Annotated in this window: 15 protein-coding genes; all 15 read right to left on the bottom strand. The window is 35.2% G+C overall.

The window, feature by feature from the left end; translation table 11 throughout:
• The 15 genes from thrB to nusA all read right to left on the bottom strand — a co-directional run bounded on the left by thrB (window position 1) and on the right by nusA (window position 15,750).
• On the bottom strand, window positions 1-921 hold the full coding sequence (thrB, locus tag BW929_RS01145; protein ID WP_076543523.1) for a homoserine kinase: 921 nt from the start codon (window positions 919-921) through the stop codon (window positions 1-3).
• Between the two features lie 15 nt (window positions 922-936).
• On the bottom strand, window positions 937-1,377 hold the full coding sequence (gene dut, locus BW929_RS01150) for a dUTP diphosphatase (RefSeq protein WP_076543524.1): 441 nt from the start codon (window positions 1,375-1,377) through the stop codon (window positions 937-939).
• Entirely contained in the window at window positions 1,367-2,164 is a 798-nt protein-coding gene (locus tag BW929_RS01155) for a polysaccharide deacetylase family protein (protein ID WP_076543525.1), read from the bottom strand. Before BW929_RS01155 ends, dut begins: the two co-directional genes overlap by 11 nt.
• Before the next feature lie 11 nt (window positions 2,165-2,175).
• Window positions 2,176-3,102, bottom strand: a complete 927-nt coding sequence (locus BW929_RS01160; protein WP_076543526.1) for a cell wall hydrolase — start codon at window positions 3,100-3,102, stop codon at window positions 2,176-2,178.
• A gap of 3 nt (window positions 3,103-3,105) precedes the next feature.
• On the bottom strand, window positions 3,106-5,556 hold the full coding sequence (locus BW929_RS01165; protein WP_076543527.1) for a helicase C-terminal domain-containing protein: 2,451 nt from the start codon (window positions 5,554-5,556) through the stop codon (window positions 3,106-3,108).
• Window positions 5,557-5,558: 2 nt separating this feature from the next.
• Window positions 5,559-6,398, bottom strand: coding sequence for a deoxyribonuclease IV (locus tag BW929_RS01170; protein ID WP_076543528.1), 840 nt, complete (start codon window positions 6,396-6,398; stop codon window positions 5,559-5,561).
• 68 nt (window positions 6,399-6,466) lie between these two features.
• Complete coding sequence (locus tag BW929_RS01175; RefSeq protein ID WP_076543529.1) at window positions 6,467-8,557, bottom strand: polyribonucleotide nucleotidyltransferase; 2,091 nt, start codon at window positions 8,555-8,557, stop codon at window positions 6,467-6,469.
• Window positions 8,558-8,617: 60 nt separating this feature from the next.
• Window positions 8,618-8,884: a 30S ribosomal protein S15 gene (gene rpsO, locus BW929_RS01180; RefSeq protein ID WP_076543530.1), complete on the bottom strand. Its 267-nt coding sequence runs from the start codon at window positions 8,882-8,884 to the stop codon at window positions 8,618-8,620.
• A 98-nt stretch (window positions 8,885-8,982) separates the two neighbouring features.
• Window positions 8,983-9,906 (bottom strand): bifunctional riboflavin kinase/FAD synthetase, encoded by a 924-nt coding sequence (locus BW929_RS01185; protein ID WP_076543531.1) that lies wholly within the window; start codon window positions 9,904-9,906, stop codon window positions 8,983-8,985.
• A 17-nt stretch (window positions 9,907-9,923) separates the two neighbouring features.
• Window positions 9,924-10,817 (bottom strand): tRNA pseudouridine(55) synthase TruB, encoded by an 894-nt coding sequence (gene truB, locus BW929_RS01190; protein ID WP_076543532.1) that lies wholly within the window; start codon window positions 10,815-10,817, stop codon window positions 9,924-9,926.
• Window positions 10,810-11,787, bottom strand: coding sequence for a DHH family phosphoesterase (locus BW929_RS01195; protein WP_076543533.1), 978 nt, complete (start codon window positions 11,785-11,787; stop codon window positions 10,810-10,812). Before BW929_RS01195 ends, truB begins: the two co-directional genes overlap by 8 nt.
• Window positions 11,771-12,154, bottom strand: coding sequence for a 30S ribosome-binding factor RbfA (rbfA, locus tag BW929_RS01200; protein ID WP_076543534.1), 384 nt, complete (start codon window positions 12,152-12,154; stop codon window positions 11,771-11,773). The genes BW929_RS01195 and rbfA overlap by 17 nt, the downstream gene beginning before the upstream one ends.
• A 12-nt stretch (window positions 12,155-12,166) precedes the next feature.
• Complete coding sequence (gene infB / locus BW929_RS01205) at window positions 12,167-14,203, bottom strand: translation initiation factor IF-2 (protein WP_076543535.1); 2,037 nt, start codon at window positions 14,201-14,203, stop codon at window positions 12,167-12,169.
• Between the two features lie 30 nt (window positions 14,204-14,233).
• A complete protein-coding gene (rnpM, locus tag BW929_RS01210; protein ID WP_076543536.1) occupies window positions 14,234-14,494 on the bottom strand; it encodes an RNase P modulator RnpM in 261 nt (86 codons plus the stop codon).
• Between the two features lie 35 nt (window positions 14,495-14,529).
• Window positions 14,530-15,750: a transcription termination factor NusA gene (gene nusA, locus BW929_RS01215; RefSeq protein ID WP_076543537.1), complete on the bottom strand. Its 1,221-nt coding sequence runs from the start codon at window positions 15,748-15,750 to the stop codon at window positions 14,530-14,532.
• Window positions 15,751-15,753: the final 3 nt, after the last annotated feature.

Below are 15,753 nucleotides of genomic sequence, written 5' to 3' on the forward strand. Positions count from 1 at the left end.
TTAAGATATCTCCTCTTTTAAATTCTGATACAGACTCTGATTACAGGCTTTTACCTTAAAAATATCCGTTTTGACAGCATTAGATGCAAAAACTTTTTTCATGTTTTGGGCAATCTGATCAGATTTTTTCTGAGTACAGGCTAAAATAGTTGGGCCAGCTCCACTTAATGCAGCTCCATAAGCACCACTTTCATAGGCTGCTGCAAGCACCTGGTCAAATCCTTTAATTAGTTTTTTTCTATATGGTTGATGCAGCTGATCCTCCATTGCTGTTTTTAACAGATGATATTCTCTATTTATAAAGGCAGCTGTAAGCAAACTGACTCTACTCAGATTATTAATAGCACTTGGATAATCTACTACTTCTGGTAAAACCTGTCTTAATTTTTCAGTTTTTAATTCAAAATCGGGCACTACCAGAATAAAATCAAGTTCCTGCTCAATATCTATTTTATAATAATCATAGTTATTTTTGCAATAAAAATTTATTGTTAGTCCACCAACAAGGGCTGGAACTACATTATCAGGATGTTTTTCTAAATCAACAGCCAGCTGAATAAAATCAGTCTTACTAATTAATTTCCCAGAGACAATAGCCGCTGCAGCCAGCCCTCCAATAATAGCCGAAGAGCTGCTCCCGAGACCCCGGGCGAGTGGTGTGTGCATCTTTTCAGTTATTTCGGCTCCAATTAAATCTTCAGCAATAAAGTCAAAATATTTTTGATAAGCCAGAGCCACTAGATTATCTTTTCTGGCAATTTTAATTTCTTTATTTTTGTTTTGATCAATAATTGTAATTTTTAATTGCTGATCTTTTCGCTTTTTAATATCAAAATCATTATACAGGCTTAAAGCAAGCCCCAGAGTATCATAACCGGGACCTAAATTTGCAGATGTTGCTGGAACTTTAATTGTAGACATAACAATTTCCCTCTCCTAATTCTTTTTTATTCCGGTGTGACCAAAACCGCCTTCTCCTCGCTGGCTTTTACTTAAATTATCGACTTCCTGCCACTCGATAATATTTACCTTCTGAATAATTAATTGAGCTATTCTATCATTAAAATTAATTTTGAAATCTTGCTCCCCGTGGTTAATTAAAATTACTCCTACTTCACCTCTATAACCAGAATCAATTACTCCGTCAGCATTTAAAACTGTTACTCCTTTTTTTAAAGCCAGACCACTGCGAGGATAAACAAAGGCTGCATACCCTTCAGGAACAGCAATTTTAAGTCCAGTTTTGATTAATTCATATTCCCCACTTTTAATTGTTAATTCTTCTGCAGCATGCAGGTCAAGTCCTGCATCCTCACCCAGGTGCTGATATCTGGGTAACTCAATTTCTTTATTTACTCTCTCTACCTTAATTATCATTATTATCACCTTTCATTTTATATTGTAAACCAGTTAGAGAACTTATCTGATAATTATTATTATAAATTAGCTCTTCAATTTTGACAAATTGGTAATCTTTTTTTAAGAGTGGAATAATTTCTCTTAATATCTCAACAATATTATTTGAATTATTGTGGAATAAAAGTATATCACCGGAATTAATATTGGAAACAACTCTCTGCAGAATATACTCTTTACCTGGATTCATCCAGTCATGAGAATCAAGACTCCACTGGATCACCTGATAACCTAATTTCCTGGCTGTTTTAATTACAAGATTATTATATTCGCCATAAGGTGGTCGAAAAAGTTTGATTTTATTTTCATGGTTTTGATATTTATTAATTATTGCTTCAGTTTTTTTAAGTTCACTGATTATTTCATCTTTATTTAAGTTGTTAAAATGAGGATGACTGTAGGAATGATTATAAATTTGATGCCCAGCTTCTAATATTTTTTGAACCAGCTCAGGATTATTTTCAAGCCAGATACCGGCAAAGAAAAAGGACACTTTTATTTCCTGCTGCTCAAATAACTCCAGCAGTGCTTCTGTTTTATTACTTCCCCAGGCACCATCAATTGTTAAAGTTATTTTGTTATCATCTCTATCTACTTGATAAATTGGTACCAGCCTTTGGGAACTATAATTATTAATAAAGTTTTCTTGAGCCAGAACAGAGCTGCTGAAAAGTATAATAATTATAGTAAAAAAATAAGCCAGCTTTATTTTAGAAAGCTGGAAAGTTCTGCAAAAATTATTTAACAAAAAGTTCACCCCTATTCTACAAAAACATGATCTCCTATTTTAGTTACTACCCTTCTCCCTTTAAAAAAGCTAACTCTGGTAGCTGTTTTGGGATTATAAAAATAAAGTGCTCCATTTGTCGGGTCACTGCCATTTAAAGCTTCTCTTGCTGCTCTATAAGCAGTCTGATTGGGGCTTAAATTAATTTGGCCATCACTAACTGCAGAAAATTGCCCCCCCTGATAGATTACTTCAGCAAAGGTATCTGGAAACTGATGGCTCAAAACTCTATTGATAATAACTGCTGCTACCGCAACCTGACCGGCATATGGTTCTCCCCTTGATTCACCATAGACTGCACGGGCTAAAAGATCAAGTTCCTGTTTGCTAACTCTCTGATTTAAAATTTGATGTGAAGTTAAATTATTAATTGGAAGCCGTATTCTTTCTCCACTTCGCAAAAAACTATTTTCCCTGTTATTAAGAGCCAGAATTGTCCCGATGGTAGTACTAAAATCTCTTGCCAGATCATATAGAGTATCTCCAGGCCCCACATAATAATTTATAATTTTATCTTCTGGAATTTTATCAATATTTGGTGCCTGATGACCCGGATTAATTCTGGCAGCATAATGAGTATTTATAGTAAAAGATAATTCTTCTTTGGTAGAGTTAAATTCCTTAAATAACAATTTTTTCTTATTTTTGCTTTTCTCACTTTTTTCCTGAGGAATTATTAACTCATCTCCCATTTTTATATTTGCTTTATTGGAAATGTTATTTACTGCTTTTAATTTATTAATATCAACATCATATTCTGCCGCAATCTCGGATAAGGTGTCTCCCTGCTGAATAACATAAATCAAACTTAAGTCTGGAGCAGCAATAACAGTAACTGAAAGTAAAACTATTATAAATGATATTAAAAAGTTTATTGTAAATATTTTTATTTTTAGCATATTCTAAACTCCATTATCTTCAATTTTTTTAATAATATCCTTAGCTTTTATTTCCAGAATCGGACAATCTGATGGAATTGAATCCAAAAATTGGCGTCCATAAGATCTGCTTATAACTCTTCGGTCAAATAGAATGATAAATCCTGTATCTTTTTTAGAACGTATTAATCTGCCAAAACCCTGTCTAAATTTTATAACTGCCTGTGGTAAAGCAAGATTATAAAATGGATTTAAGCCTTTTGATTTTAAAAGATCTTCCCTGGCTTTATAAAGGGGCTCTCCAGGAACCGGAAATGGCAGTTTAACCATAACTAAATATTTGAGTAAATCTCCGGGCAAATCAACCCCTTCCCAAAAACTTGAAGTCCCAAAGATTATTGTTTGATATTCACTTTGAAACTCCTGCATTATATAATTTCGAGATAATTTTGACTGGGAGAGGATCCGAATCCCTTTTTCTTCAAGTTCTGATTTTAAATTATTATAACAATAACTCAGCATTCTGTAAGAAGTAAATAAGACCATAGTTGATCCCCGGGATTTAGATATAATTTTTTTTAAACTGCTGACAAGTTCTTTTAAAAAATTTTTATTACCTGGATCAGGAAAATCTAAAGGAATTAAAAGCTCAGCCTGCTTTGAATAATCAAAAGGAGATTCCACCTTTAGTTCTTCAGCTTTTTTAATGCCAGTTTCTCGATAAAAATAATCAAATGAACCCGCAGCTGTAATAGTAGCAGAAGTAAAAATTACATTTGTTAATTTAGACCAGAGCATGTCAGGCAGAAATTTCCCAGCATCAATTGGAGCTGATTTCTGTACAATCTGCTCAGAACCTCTATAATAGCTTGATTCCAGCCAGAAAACATAATCATCATCTTCGGCCTGCAAATTGAATTCTATACGTTTAATCAGATCCTGGCAGCGATTTAAACTAGATTTGATTTTCATTTCGCTCTCATCAGTTTCGGCTTCTAAACCAAGATATAAATTTTCGTATATGATCTGCAGAAAAGAAAAATTATTTTTCAAATAAGCAGCCAGATCTTCTGCTGTTTGATAAAATTCGTTCCATTTAGGGTTATTTTTCAAATTATCATCGATGGTTATTTTTTTATCTTTATAATTTGAAATTAAATTTTTTAGTTCATTGAAATACTGTGGAATCAGATCTCTAATCTTTTGCGTTGTAGGAATAATTTTTTTGTCCAATATTTCTCGCAATCTTTTTTGATCAGAATCAACTGTAAATGCAATATCTTCCCTAATCTCTGCTAAAAGCGATTTCTTATCACCACTTAATCTTTTAAGCCAGTTGTCCATCAATGGTTGATAAAGAGGGTAGCCAAGATGATCAGTTGCAATTTCACCAATATTATGAGCTTCATCGATAATTAAATGATTAAAGTTAGGCAGAATACCTCTATCAACTGAACCTGTATCATCTTTTACCCTCGCATCAGAAAGTAAGAGATGATGATTGACAATTAAAATATCTGCTTTATAGATCTTCTTGCGTGCTTTCATAAAAAAACAATTAGAATAAAAGGGACAGGAGGTTTTTAAACAAAGGTCACTTTCAGCAGCAATTTGATTCCAGATCTTATTTTGTAACTGAAAATTAATTTCGCTTTTTTCTCCACTTTCAGTATTTTTTTTCCAATCATCTAATTCATAAAAAATTTTTTCTTCAAGCTCTAATTCTTGATTATCAAAATTCTTTTTAAAATTTTTAAATTTTCTTAAACAGAGGTAATTACTTCTTCCTTTGACTAAAACTGCATTAAAATCAAAATCCAAAACTCGTTTTAGAGTAACTAAATCTTTATTAATCAGCTGTTCCTGTAAGTTAATTGTATTTGTAGAAACTACTATCCGGGCCTGATTTAAATTATTATAAAAAAGAGCAGGTATTAAATAAGCAAAGGATTTACCAGTCCCGGTTCCAGCCTCAATAAAATCAAATTGATGTTGATTAAAAGAATCAATAATTTTTTCGGCTGTTATCAGCTGTTCTTTTCTCTCAGAAAAGCCTTTTAATTCCTGGGACAACTTTCCCTCTTTTTTAAAATAACTTAAAATTTCCTTTTTGTTCAATTTTTGCTTTTCTTTTTTAGTTCCAGCTTCGACTACTACATAAATCTGATCTGCCTGATTATTTATAATTGCAAAACCAATTTCTCTTGCAGCCATTTTGGCGGCCAGTCGGATATCTGCTGCTGAGGGAGTTAAATCTCCCGATGGATGATTGTGAATAACTATTTCCCCGGGCATTAAATTATTTATTACTGCAGGTGCAGAATAACTGTTGCCTCTAGCCAGAACTTCAATTTCTTCTATAATATCTTTATTATTCAATTGAGCTCTAATAAAAATTTCATTGCCGGATGCTGCCTCTATTTCTTGTTTTATTTCCTGGCTAACTTCTAATAACATTTCAGCACTAGCAGACAACTTTAGTCCTCCCTTAGTTTTTTTAATAAAATAACATCATCATCTTTCTCTTTATCAAACCATGGTGTTTCTAAAATAAAAACTTTATCTCTTAATTTAGAATGATTAATTATTCGTTTAAACGCCTTGCTTCCAATTTTACCCTCTCCAATATGAGCATGTTCATCTTTGTTAGTACAGCAGTCAAATTTAGAATCATTAAGATGAAAAACTTTTAATTGTTCCAGACCAAGAATATTATCAAAATCACTGATTAATTCTTCTAAACCATTTTTCTCTGCCAGATTATAGTGAGCTGTAAAAGCATGACAGCTATCGATACAAACTCCAAGCCTATTTGACTGATCAACCTGATCAATAATTGCTTTAAGCTGAGAAAATCCTTCGCCAATGCTGGTACCTGCACCAGCAGTATTTTCTAAAAGAATCATGGTTTCACTCTCAACTTCAGCAAAAATAATATTTAGTGCTCTGGCAATCTTTTGGATACCATTTTCTAAACCAGAACCAGTATGACTGCCGGGATGAAAAATCAGGTATTCAGCTCCGAGCCTGTCACAGCGCTGGTATTCAGACTTAAGAGCTGAAATTGATTTTTCCCATAAATCTTTTTTAGGAGATGCCAAATTAATTAGATAGGCAGCATGTACTACAACTGGATTAATTTTATGTTTTTGTCTCGCTTTCTTAAACCTCTCTATTTCAGCTTGCTCAACCTCACGCATTTTCCAGCCACGTGGATTTTTAACAAAAATCTGCATTGTATTACAGCCAATATCAGCTGCTCTTTGAAAAGATTTATCAAGACCACCAGCTATAGAAACATGTTTACCCAGTATCATTTAAGAGTCATCTCCAGTTATCAAGATTATTATTCACTAATATAATACTTTAACTTTATTTATTATATTTATTCTTTATTGTCCAGCTCTTTTTTTGCATCTTTTAGAGATAAATTAATCCTATCCTGATTATCTATTTCAATAACTTTAACAGGAATTTCATCTCCTACAGAAACAACATCGCCAACTTCTTTTACATGATGATCAGCCAATTTAGAAATATGAACAAGCCCTTCTTTATTTGGTAAAATTTCTACAAAAGCACCAAAGTTCATGATTCTCTTTACTTTACCCTGATAAATTTTACCAACTTTAACTTCCTCAGTTAAGCGCTCAATCATTTCTTTAGCCTGCTGGCCGCCTTCCTGATCTTCGGTCATAATCTTAACCAGACCGTCGTCTTCGATATCAATGCTGGCTCCAGTTTCATCAATAATCTTATTGATCATCTTTCCACCAGGACCAATAACAAATCTGATCTTTTCTGGATCAATATTCATGGTGATAATTGCAGGTGCATTTTCTGATAGTTCTGGACGAGGTTCAGGTATAACTTCCAGCATTTTACCCATGATATGCATTCTACCTTTTTTAGCTTTTTCTAGAGCTTCTTCTAAGATATCATAAGATAGACCCTTTAATTTAATATCCATCTGTAAAGCTGTAATTCCATCTTTAGTACCAGCAACTTTAAAGTCCATGTCTCCATTAAAGTCTTCAAAGCCCTGAATATCAGACAAAATTACAACATCATCATCTTTTTTCATTAATCCCATAGCAATACCAGCAACAGGTGCTTTAATTGGTACCCCAGCAGCCATTAAGGCTAAAGTACTACCACAGATACTTGCCTGTGAGGAAGAACCATTAGATTCTAAAACCTCAGAAACAATTCTGATTGTATATGGAAACTCATCTTCGGATGGAATTACTGGCAGTAATGCCTTTTCACCTAAGGTACCATGACCAATTTCTCTTCTTCCTGGTGAGCGCATAGGCGCAGTTTCGCCAACACAGAAGGATGGGAAATTGTAATGGTGCATATAGCGTTTGGTTTCATTTTCCCCAAGACCAAATAGAGTCTGTTCATCACTTGAAGAACCCAATGTTAAAACACTTAAGGCCTGAGTTTCACCTCTGGTAAAGATACCAGATCCATGAGCCCTTGGTACAAAATCAACTTCTGCCCAGATAGGTCGGATCTCATCATAATCTCTACCATCAGGACGAATTCCATCTTCAACTACTAAACTCTTAACTGATTTCTTTAACATTTTTTCAAAAGCTAAAGAAATTTGAGAATCGAGTTCTTCATCCTCTTCAGGATTAATGGTTTCTTTGAGTTCAGCTTTTAATTCATCAATTCTATCACTTCTAGGCTGTTTTTCCTGAATCTGAATAGCTTCTTTCAGCTTATCACCTAAAATCTGATCAACTTTGGCCTGAATTTCCTGATCAACAGTTGGTGGCTCAAAGTGGAATTTTTCTTCTCCAGCCTCTTCGCGCATTTCTTCCTGTAAACTAATAATCTTTTTGATCTCTTCATGCGCAGCTTTCATTGCTTCTAAAACAGTTGCTTCACTTACTTCGTTCGCACTTGCTTCTACCATCATAATAGCATCTTTACTACCTGCAACTACAAGATCCAAATCACTATTTTCTCTTTCTTCTGCATCTGGATTAATAATAATTTCGTCATCAACAAGTCCAACTTTCACTCCTCCGATAGGTCCTGCAAAAGGTATATCAGATAAAGTTAAAGCAGCAGAAGCACCATTTAAAGCCAGAACTTCAGGATCATGATCATCATCTACAGATAAAATTGTTGCTACAATCTGTACATCATGACGAAAACCATCTGGAAATAGTGGTCTGATAGAGCGGTCAATCACTCTAGCAGCCAAAGTAGCTTCATCTCTGGGTCTTCCCTCTCTTCTCATAATACTACCAGGAATCTGTCCGATTGCATAAACTCTCTCCTCATAATTAACCATTAAAGGAAAATAGTTCATTCCTGGTCTCGGTTCATCCATAACAGCTGTAACTAAAACCTGTGAATCTCCACAGCGGACTACTACTGAACCATTGGCCTGTTTGGCCAGTTTACCGGTTTGAAAATTAAAATCATCACCGGCAAAATCAATTGTCCATTCTTTCATGTTTTTTCCTCCTTATTCAAATAAAGAGCGGGGATTGCCCCGCTCTTTTAGTATGCATTATTAACCGCGAATACCTAATTTAGAAATTAATTCACGATAACGCAGAACATCATTATTTTGTAAATATCTAAGTAACTTTCTTCTTTTACCTACCATTTTTAATAATCCTCTTCGTGAATGATGATCATTTTTATGGTCTTTTAAGTGTTCAGTTAACTCAGCAATTCTTGCAGTTAAAAGAGCAACCTGTACTTCAGTTGAACCAGTATCGCCTTCTTCTAACTGATATTCCTTAATTATTTCTTGCTTTTCTTCTTTACTTAACATATAAATTCACCTCCTGTAAAAACAATTCGCCACAGGCCAAGAAGACGTCGGAGAGTCGAAATCCTAGCCAGCGGTAATTTAAAACTTTCTTTATAATTTTAACATAAAAGCTCGCGCGTGTAAAGAATATCTTGCTGCATCTGGTTGATTAATTCTTCTTTAGCAGCAAAATCTTTTTCGCCTCTAATAAATTCTATAATATCCACACATAATCTCTGTCCGTAAAGATCACCTTCAAAATCTAAAATATAAACTTCAAAAGAAATATCCTGATTATTAAAAGTGGGATTATAACCCAGATTAGCTGCTCCAATATATTCTTTTCCACAATGATGTACTTTAACAGCATAAACACCTTCAGGTGGAAGAGCATAATTGGTCTCCAGACTTAAATTTGCTGTGGGAAATCCCAATTTCCTGCCTCTTTTTTTACCATGTACTACCTTACCGCAAATCTGATATGATCTTCCCAGCAGCTTTTTAGCTTTTTTTATTTTACCGTTTTTAAGCAGACTTCTAATCCTTGTACTTGATATCCGGTCATCACTAGCATGAAGTTGAGAAATAATTTTGGCCTGATAACCATGCAGCTCACCCATTTTTTTTAAAATTTCAACATTTCCCTCATTTTTATAGGCAAAACGAAAATCATCACCAACAACTACAGTATTTACTCTTAAGCTAGCAAGCAAAATGTTATTGATAAATTCTTCTGCTCTTAATTGAGCAAATTCCTGATTAAACTCCTGTTCAAAATAATAATCAACACCCATGGCTTCCAGAAGAGAAATTTTCTGCTGTCTGGAAACTATAGAAGGGGGTGGGTTTTTGCCAGGAATAATTTCTAAGGGATGAGGATGAAAAGATAAAACTGCAGCTGGATAATTATTTTTTTTGGCCTCCTTAAGCGCCTGGCTAATAATTAATTGATGACCTTTATGTAAACCATCAAAAGCTCCAATTGCAAGACAGGTATTACTATCTCTAAATTTATTATATTCATTACTTGTTATAACCTGCATATAGATTTCCTCCAGAACTAAATAAAAACTTTATGTGGCTGATAAATATGATAATCATCTTCAAGTTGATGCTGACTGATTGCTAAAAACTTTCCTGATTCTGAAAAGAGAAGAAAATATTCTCCAACTTCAATTTTTAGCTCACTTTCCACAAAATTTTCTTTAATTAAATAGTTGCCATTTTCAGCTCGTTGATATTCCTCGTCTTTAATCGTATAACGGGGTAGTTTTAGTGGCTCATACGGTTTAAGTAAGATATCCGGACCCATTTTTTCAATCTGCTCATAAGTCACTGAATTTTCGAGCAAAAAAGGACCTGATTTAGTTCTAAGCAGAAAAGTCATCACAGCATTGGTATTTAATTTTTCACCAATATCTCTCACCAGTGAACGAATGTAAGTTCCGCGGGATACTTCTGCCTTGAAGCGAATTAATGGCAAATTAATTTCCAGCACTTCAAGATTGAATATCTCAACCTCTCGGCTTTTTCTGTCCACCACAATCCCCCTCCTGGCTAACTGATAGAGTCTTTTCCCCTCGTAATGAAGAGCCGAATACATTGGTGGTATCTGCTGCTGTTTACCCTTAAAACTTATTATAGCTGCCTCAACTTCAGCTGAGCTAAGATAATTCCAATTTAAATCTTCTCTGATAACCTGGCCTTCTAAATCCAGAGAATCCGTTCTTGTCCCAAGTTTCATTTCACAAATATATTCTTTACGACTATCATCTAAAAAGGGTATAGTTTTAGTTGCTTTACCAAAACAGACACCCAAAACTCCAGCGGCAGCTGGGTCCAGAGTCCCTGTATGGCCGGCCTTTTTTTCATCAAGCAGCCAGCGCAAACTTTTGATGAATGCAAAGGAAGAAATACCCGGAGGTTTTAATATATTTGCAGTACCATTAAACATATTTTTTCGCTGCCTCTACCACAGAATCGATTGTTTCCGCCAGAGTTTTAGTAACAGTTGCACCTGCAGCTCGAGGATGACCTCCACCATCAAATTCGGCCGCCAGTTTATTTACCTCTGCATAAAAATTTGACCGCAGACTTACCTTGATTTCCTTTTTTTCTTCCTCTGTAAATAATATTCCTATTTCTACATTTTCTATATCTCTGGCCAGACTGACCAGGCCTTCAGTATAATCGGTTTCAGCTTCATGCATCATTTCTCGGCTGACATAAAGCCAGGCTATTTTACCATCCTTACTTCTATTTAGTGTAGCTAAAGCCAGACCTTTTAACACCAGCGCCTTATAGCTTAAACTACCAAATATTTTTTTGTTTATTTTATAAATATTAACCCCGAAATCCATTAAATCAGCCAGTATTCTTAAAACTCTAGAAGATGTGTTTTCGTAACGCAGAGCACCGGTATCAGTTATAATTGCCGTAGCCAGAGGTTCAGCAATAGTAAGCGGAATATTATCTCCCAAAAATTCTACAGCAAAATTATAAATAATTTCTCCCACTGCAGCCCGATCTGGTTGAACCAGGTTTACTTTGCCAAAACAGCTGTTATCCTCATGGTGATCAATATTAATAATTGCTTGCGCTGATTCTATAAATCCTGGATCCAGATCAATTCTCTCTAACGTTCCGGAATCCAGGGTGATTAATATAAAATCATCAGCCTTTATTTCATTTTTTAGTTTCTCTGAATCAGTATAAAAGAATTCTTCTTTAACTTCCAGAAAAGAAAAAGGAGCCAGAGTATCTCGATTCAGATAGGCTCTGGCTTTTTTGTTTTCTTTTTGTAATAATCGAGTTAAAGCAGTTACTGAACCGATACTGTCACCATCTGCACCAACATGGCCAACAATTAAAAAATTATCATTTTCATTTATAATTTTAATAATTTCTTTAATTTTCTTCTGCATCAGAGTCAGACTCCTTTATCTCTCCTGATTCTTTAAGGTCTTTGATTATTTCTGAAATATGAACTCCATTTTCAATGGAATCATCATAACGGAAAATTATCTCCGGAGTATGATGAATTTTAATTCTTTCTCCCACAAGTTTACGGACAAAACCCTGAGCCTGCTGGAGACCTTCCAGAGTTTCTTCCTTTTCTTTATCACTCCCATAAACACTGATAAAGACCTTTGCATGTCTTAGATCTCCGCTGACTTCGACATCGGTTACAGAGACAAATCCAATTCTTGGATCTTTCATTTCTCTAAGAACAATCTGACTAATTTCCTCTTTTAATAATTCTCCAACTCTTATTGCACGTTTATTTGTCATTTTACCTCACCTCTATAAGGATCTTTTGATCTCCTTATAAGTATAGAATTCAATAATATCTCCAACTTTAATATCATTATAATTTTCAATTCCAATTCCACATTCATAACCTGATTTTACTTCTCTGACATCATTTTCAAACCTCTTGAGAGAAGAAATTGTTCCCTCATGAATAACTACTCCATCCCTGATCAGACGGGCATCATAATTTCGGTTTACATGACCATCAGTAATATAAGCTCCGGCAATAATACCTACATCAGGAACTTTAAAAGTATCTCTAACTTCTGCCCGACCTGTAACTTCCTCTCTTAACTCAGGATCAAGCAGTCCAGCCATAGCATCTTTAATATCTTCTAAAGCTTTATAGATAACTCTATAAGTTCTAATATCAACTTTTTCTTTTTCAGCTGCCCTGAGAGCATTATTATCAGGTCTAACATTAAATCCAATAATAATTGCATTGGAAGCACTGGCAAGGTTGACATCAGTTTCATTTACACCACCAACACCTGTGTGAATAACATTAACTGTTACTTCCTCTGTACCAAGTCTTAACAGAGAAGCTTTAAGTGCTTCAATTGAACCCTGAACATCAGCTTTAATAATAATATTCAGTTCTTTAACTTCACCTTCCTGAATCTGCTTATAAAGATCATCTAAAGAAACCTTGGCATCAGATCTAAGTTCAGCCTGTCTTTTTTCAGCCTGTCTGTCAGAGGCTACATCTCTTGCCTGACGTTCATCTTCTAAGACCTGAACAAAATCACCTGCTGCAGGAACCTCATTAAAACCAAGTACCTCAACAGCTGCAGAAGGGCCTGCTTCATCCAGAGAATCTCCATATTCATTGAACATTGCTCTGACCCTACCGGAAGTTAAACCAGCAAGTATTGGATCACCTACTTTTAAAGTACCATTTTTGACCAGCACAGTTGCAACAGGTCCCCGTCCTTTATCAAGTTCGGCCTCAATAACTATACCTTCCGCCAGTCGATTAGGATTTGCTTTCAATTCTTCCATCTCTGAGACCAAAATAATCATTTCTAAAAGCTCACCTATGTTTTGTTTCTGAAGTGCAGAAACATTAACACAGATTGTATTTCCACCCCAATCTTCAGGAACTAAACCATATTCGGTTAACTCCTGTTTTACTCTTTCGGGCTGGGCATTTGCTTTATCAATTTTATTTATCGCAACAATAATCGGAATCCCTGCAGCCTTAGCATGGTTAATTGCCTCTTCTGTTTGAGGCATAATTCCATCATCTGCAGCAACTACTAAAATCGCAATATCAGTAATTTGAGCTCCTCTTGCTCTCATAGCTGTAAAAGCTTCGTGACCTGGTGTATCAATAAAAGTAATCTTTTTATTATCAACCTCTGCCTGGTAGGCACCAATATGCTGGGTAATTCCACCAGCTTCACTGCCTGCCACCCGACTTTCTCTAATTACATCTAAAAGAGTAGTTTTACCGTGGTCAACATGACCCATTACTGTAACAATAGGGGGTCTAACTACTAAATCTTCCTCTTTATCTTCAATCTCCGGTCCAACTCTTAGAGAAGCCTTCTCTTCTTCCTCGGATTTCAATTTTATCTTTATTCCAAGCTCTTCAGCCAGTAATTCCAGAGTGTCTTCATCCAGACTCTGATTCACATTAGCCATTACTCCCATATTCATTAATTCTACAATTAAATTATTGGGAGCCTCTCCTACTTCTTCAGCAAATTCTTTAACTGTAATTGGAGTTTCGATTTCTACTGCATCCTCATCAGCTTCAATTTCAGTTTCAGTTTCCACAGCTGTCTCTGCTTCTTCTGCAGTCTCAGCCTCAGCTTCAGCTTTGATAGCCTCTTTGTGAGCCTTTTCGTTTTCTTCTGCAGTACTATCTTCTGCATACATTCCTTTTACAAGTTCTGCTGTTTCGTCAGTTATTGTACTCATATGACTTGATACCTCAATATCAAGATCATTTAGTATTTCAATTACTTCTTTACTATCCATATCCAGCTCATGAGCCAGATTATAAACTCTAATTTTTGCCATACTTGCACCTCCAAAATATTCTACTGTTAGTTAATCATGTTTAATCTCCTCCGAAATTTTTTCATAAATTTCATCAGAAATATCTTTCCTTAGTGCTTTTTTTAGAGCACCTTTTTCTACTGCTTTATCTAAACAATCCATATTAGGACAGAGATAAGCACCTCGTCCAGGGGTTCTTCCACCTGGATCAACTAAAATTTCTCCTTTATTATTTACGACTCTTAAAAGTTCAATCTTGTCTCTTCTGGCACCACAACCTACACATTGACGAATAGGGCTTCTACTCTGCAATCTCAATCCTCCTTAAGATTTTTTATTTGATAAATTTAATCCAGTTTTTCTAGCTCTTCAGAATCTTCTTCGACTTCAGCTTCGGTATTAGCCTTAGATTTTTCAGCTGCTTCAGTCTCTATTTCATTCTGATCTAATTCCTCATTACTTTCTTCAAACTCATCTAAACTCTCTGCCAGTTCGGCCGCACTCTGTTCAATCTCCTCAATATTTTCAGGTTCTGCTTCAACTTCAGATTCCTTTTTAATATCAACTTTCCAACCAGTTAACTTTGCAGCCAGGCGGGCGTTCTGACCTTCTTTACCTATTGCAAGAGAAAGCTGAAAATCTGGAACAACAACCTCTGCAATCTTTTCTGATTTATTAATATTAACACTAACTACCTCAGCCGGATTTAAGGCATTGGCAACAAAAACTTCAGGATTATCATCCCACTTAACTATATCAATTTTCTCATTGTTTAACTGATCTACAACTGCCTGAACCCTCATTCCCTTTGGACCAACACAGGCTCCAACAGGATCAACCTGACTGTCAGAACTGCTTACTGCCATTTTAGAACGCTGACCAGCTTCTCTGGCTACAGCTTTAATCTCCACAAGTCCCTGGAAAATTTCCGGAACTTCAATTTCAAAAAGTCTTTTTAAAAGTCCAGGATGAGTTCTGGATACCAAAATTCTTGGACCTTTATTTGTAGTGCTTACTTCAACTACATAGAGTTTAATTCTTTCTCCAATTTCATATCTTTCGCCAGCAATCTGCTCAGATGGTGGCAGTAAAGCTTCAGTTTTCCCCATATCTATTAGTATATTATCATTATGGAAACGCTGAATAGTACCTGTTATCAGATCATCTTCTTTTTCTTTATACTGATCAAAAATTACATCCCTCTCTGCTTCTCTGATTCTCTGCATTACAACCTGTTTTGCTGTCTGGGCTGCAATTCTACCAAAGTTTGCAGGTGTAACCTCTATCTCAACAATATCTCCAATATCATATTTGCTGTCTATATTTTCAGCTTCCGCTAAAGCAATCTCGCTATTTTTATTTTCAACTTCTTCTACAACTTCTTTACGAGAAAAGACTTTAACTTCTCCTGCTTCTGCAGAAATTTCAATTCTAACATTATCTTTAGAACCAAAATCTTTTTTATAGGCAGAAACCAGTGCTGTTTCAATGGCCTCTAATAATACATCTTTAGAAATACCTTTATCCTTTTCTATATCATCCAGGGCCTGAATGAATTCTAGATTCATATT

Source organism: Halanaerobium kushneri, from assembly GCF_900156285.1.
Classification (GTDB): domain Bacteria; phylum Bacillota; class Halanaerobiia; order Halanaerobiales; family Halanaerobiaceae; genus Halanaerobium; species Halanaerobium kushneri.

Excerpts from the sequence above, each read along its gene's own strand:
- thrB (WP_076543523.1), bottom strand. The coding sequence starts at position 921 with ATGTCTACAATTAAAGTTCCAGCAACATCTGCAAATTTAGGTCCCGGT.
- dut (WP_076543524.1), bottom strand. The coding sequence starts at position 1,377 with ATGATAATTAAGGTAGAGAGAGTAAATAAAGAAATTGAGTTACCCAGA.
- BW929_RS01160 (WP_076543526.1), bottom strand. The coding sequence starts at position 3,102 with ATGCTAAAAATAAAAATATTTACAATAAACTTTTTAATATCATTTATA.
- BW929_RS01170 (WP_076543528.1), bottom strand. The coding sequence starts at position 6,398 with ATGATACTGGGTAAACATGTTTCTATAGCTGGTGGTCTTGATAAATCT.
- BW929_RS01175 (WP_076543529.1), bottom strand. The coding sequence starts at position 8,557 with ATGAAAGAATGGACAATTGATTTTGCCGGTGATGATTTTAATTTTCAA.
- rpsO (WP_076543530.1), bottom strand. The coding sequence starts at position 8,884 with ATGTTAAGTAAAGAAGAAAAGCAAGAAATAATTAAGGAATATCAGTTA.
- BW929_RS01185 (WP_076543531.1), bottom strand. The coding sequence starts at position 9,906 with ATGCAGGTTATAACAAGTAATGAATATAATAAATTTAGAGATAGTAAT.
- truB (WP_076543532.1), bottom strand. The coding sequence starts at position 10,817 with ATGTTTAATGGTACTGCAAATATATTAAAACCTCCGGGTATTTCTTCC.
- BW929_RS01195 (WP_076543533.1), bottom strand. The coding sequence starts at position 11,787 with ATGCAGAAGAAAATTAAAGAAATTATTAAAATTATAAATGAAAATGAT.
- rbfA (WP_076543534.1), bottom strand. The coding sequence starts at position 12,154 with ATGACAAATAAACGTGCAATAAGAGTTGGAGAATTATTAAAAGAGGAA.
- infB (WP_076543535.1), bottom strand. The coding sequence starts at position 14,203 with ATGGCAAAAATTAGAGTTTATAATCTGGCTCATGAGCTGGATATGGAT.
- nusA (WP_076543537.1), bottom strand. The coding sequence starts at position 15,750 with ATGAATCTAGAATTCATTCAGGCCCTGGATGATATAGAAAAGGATAAA.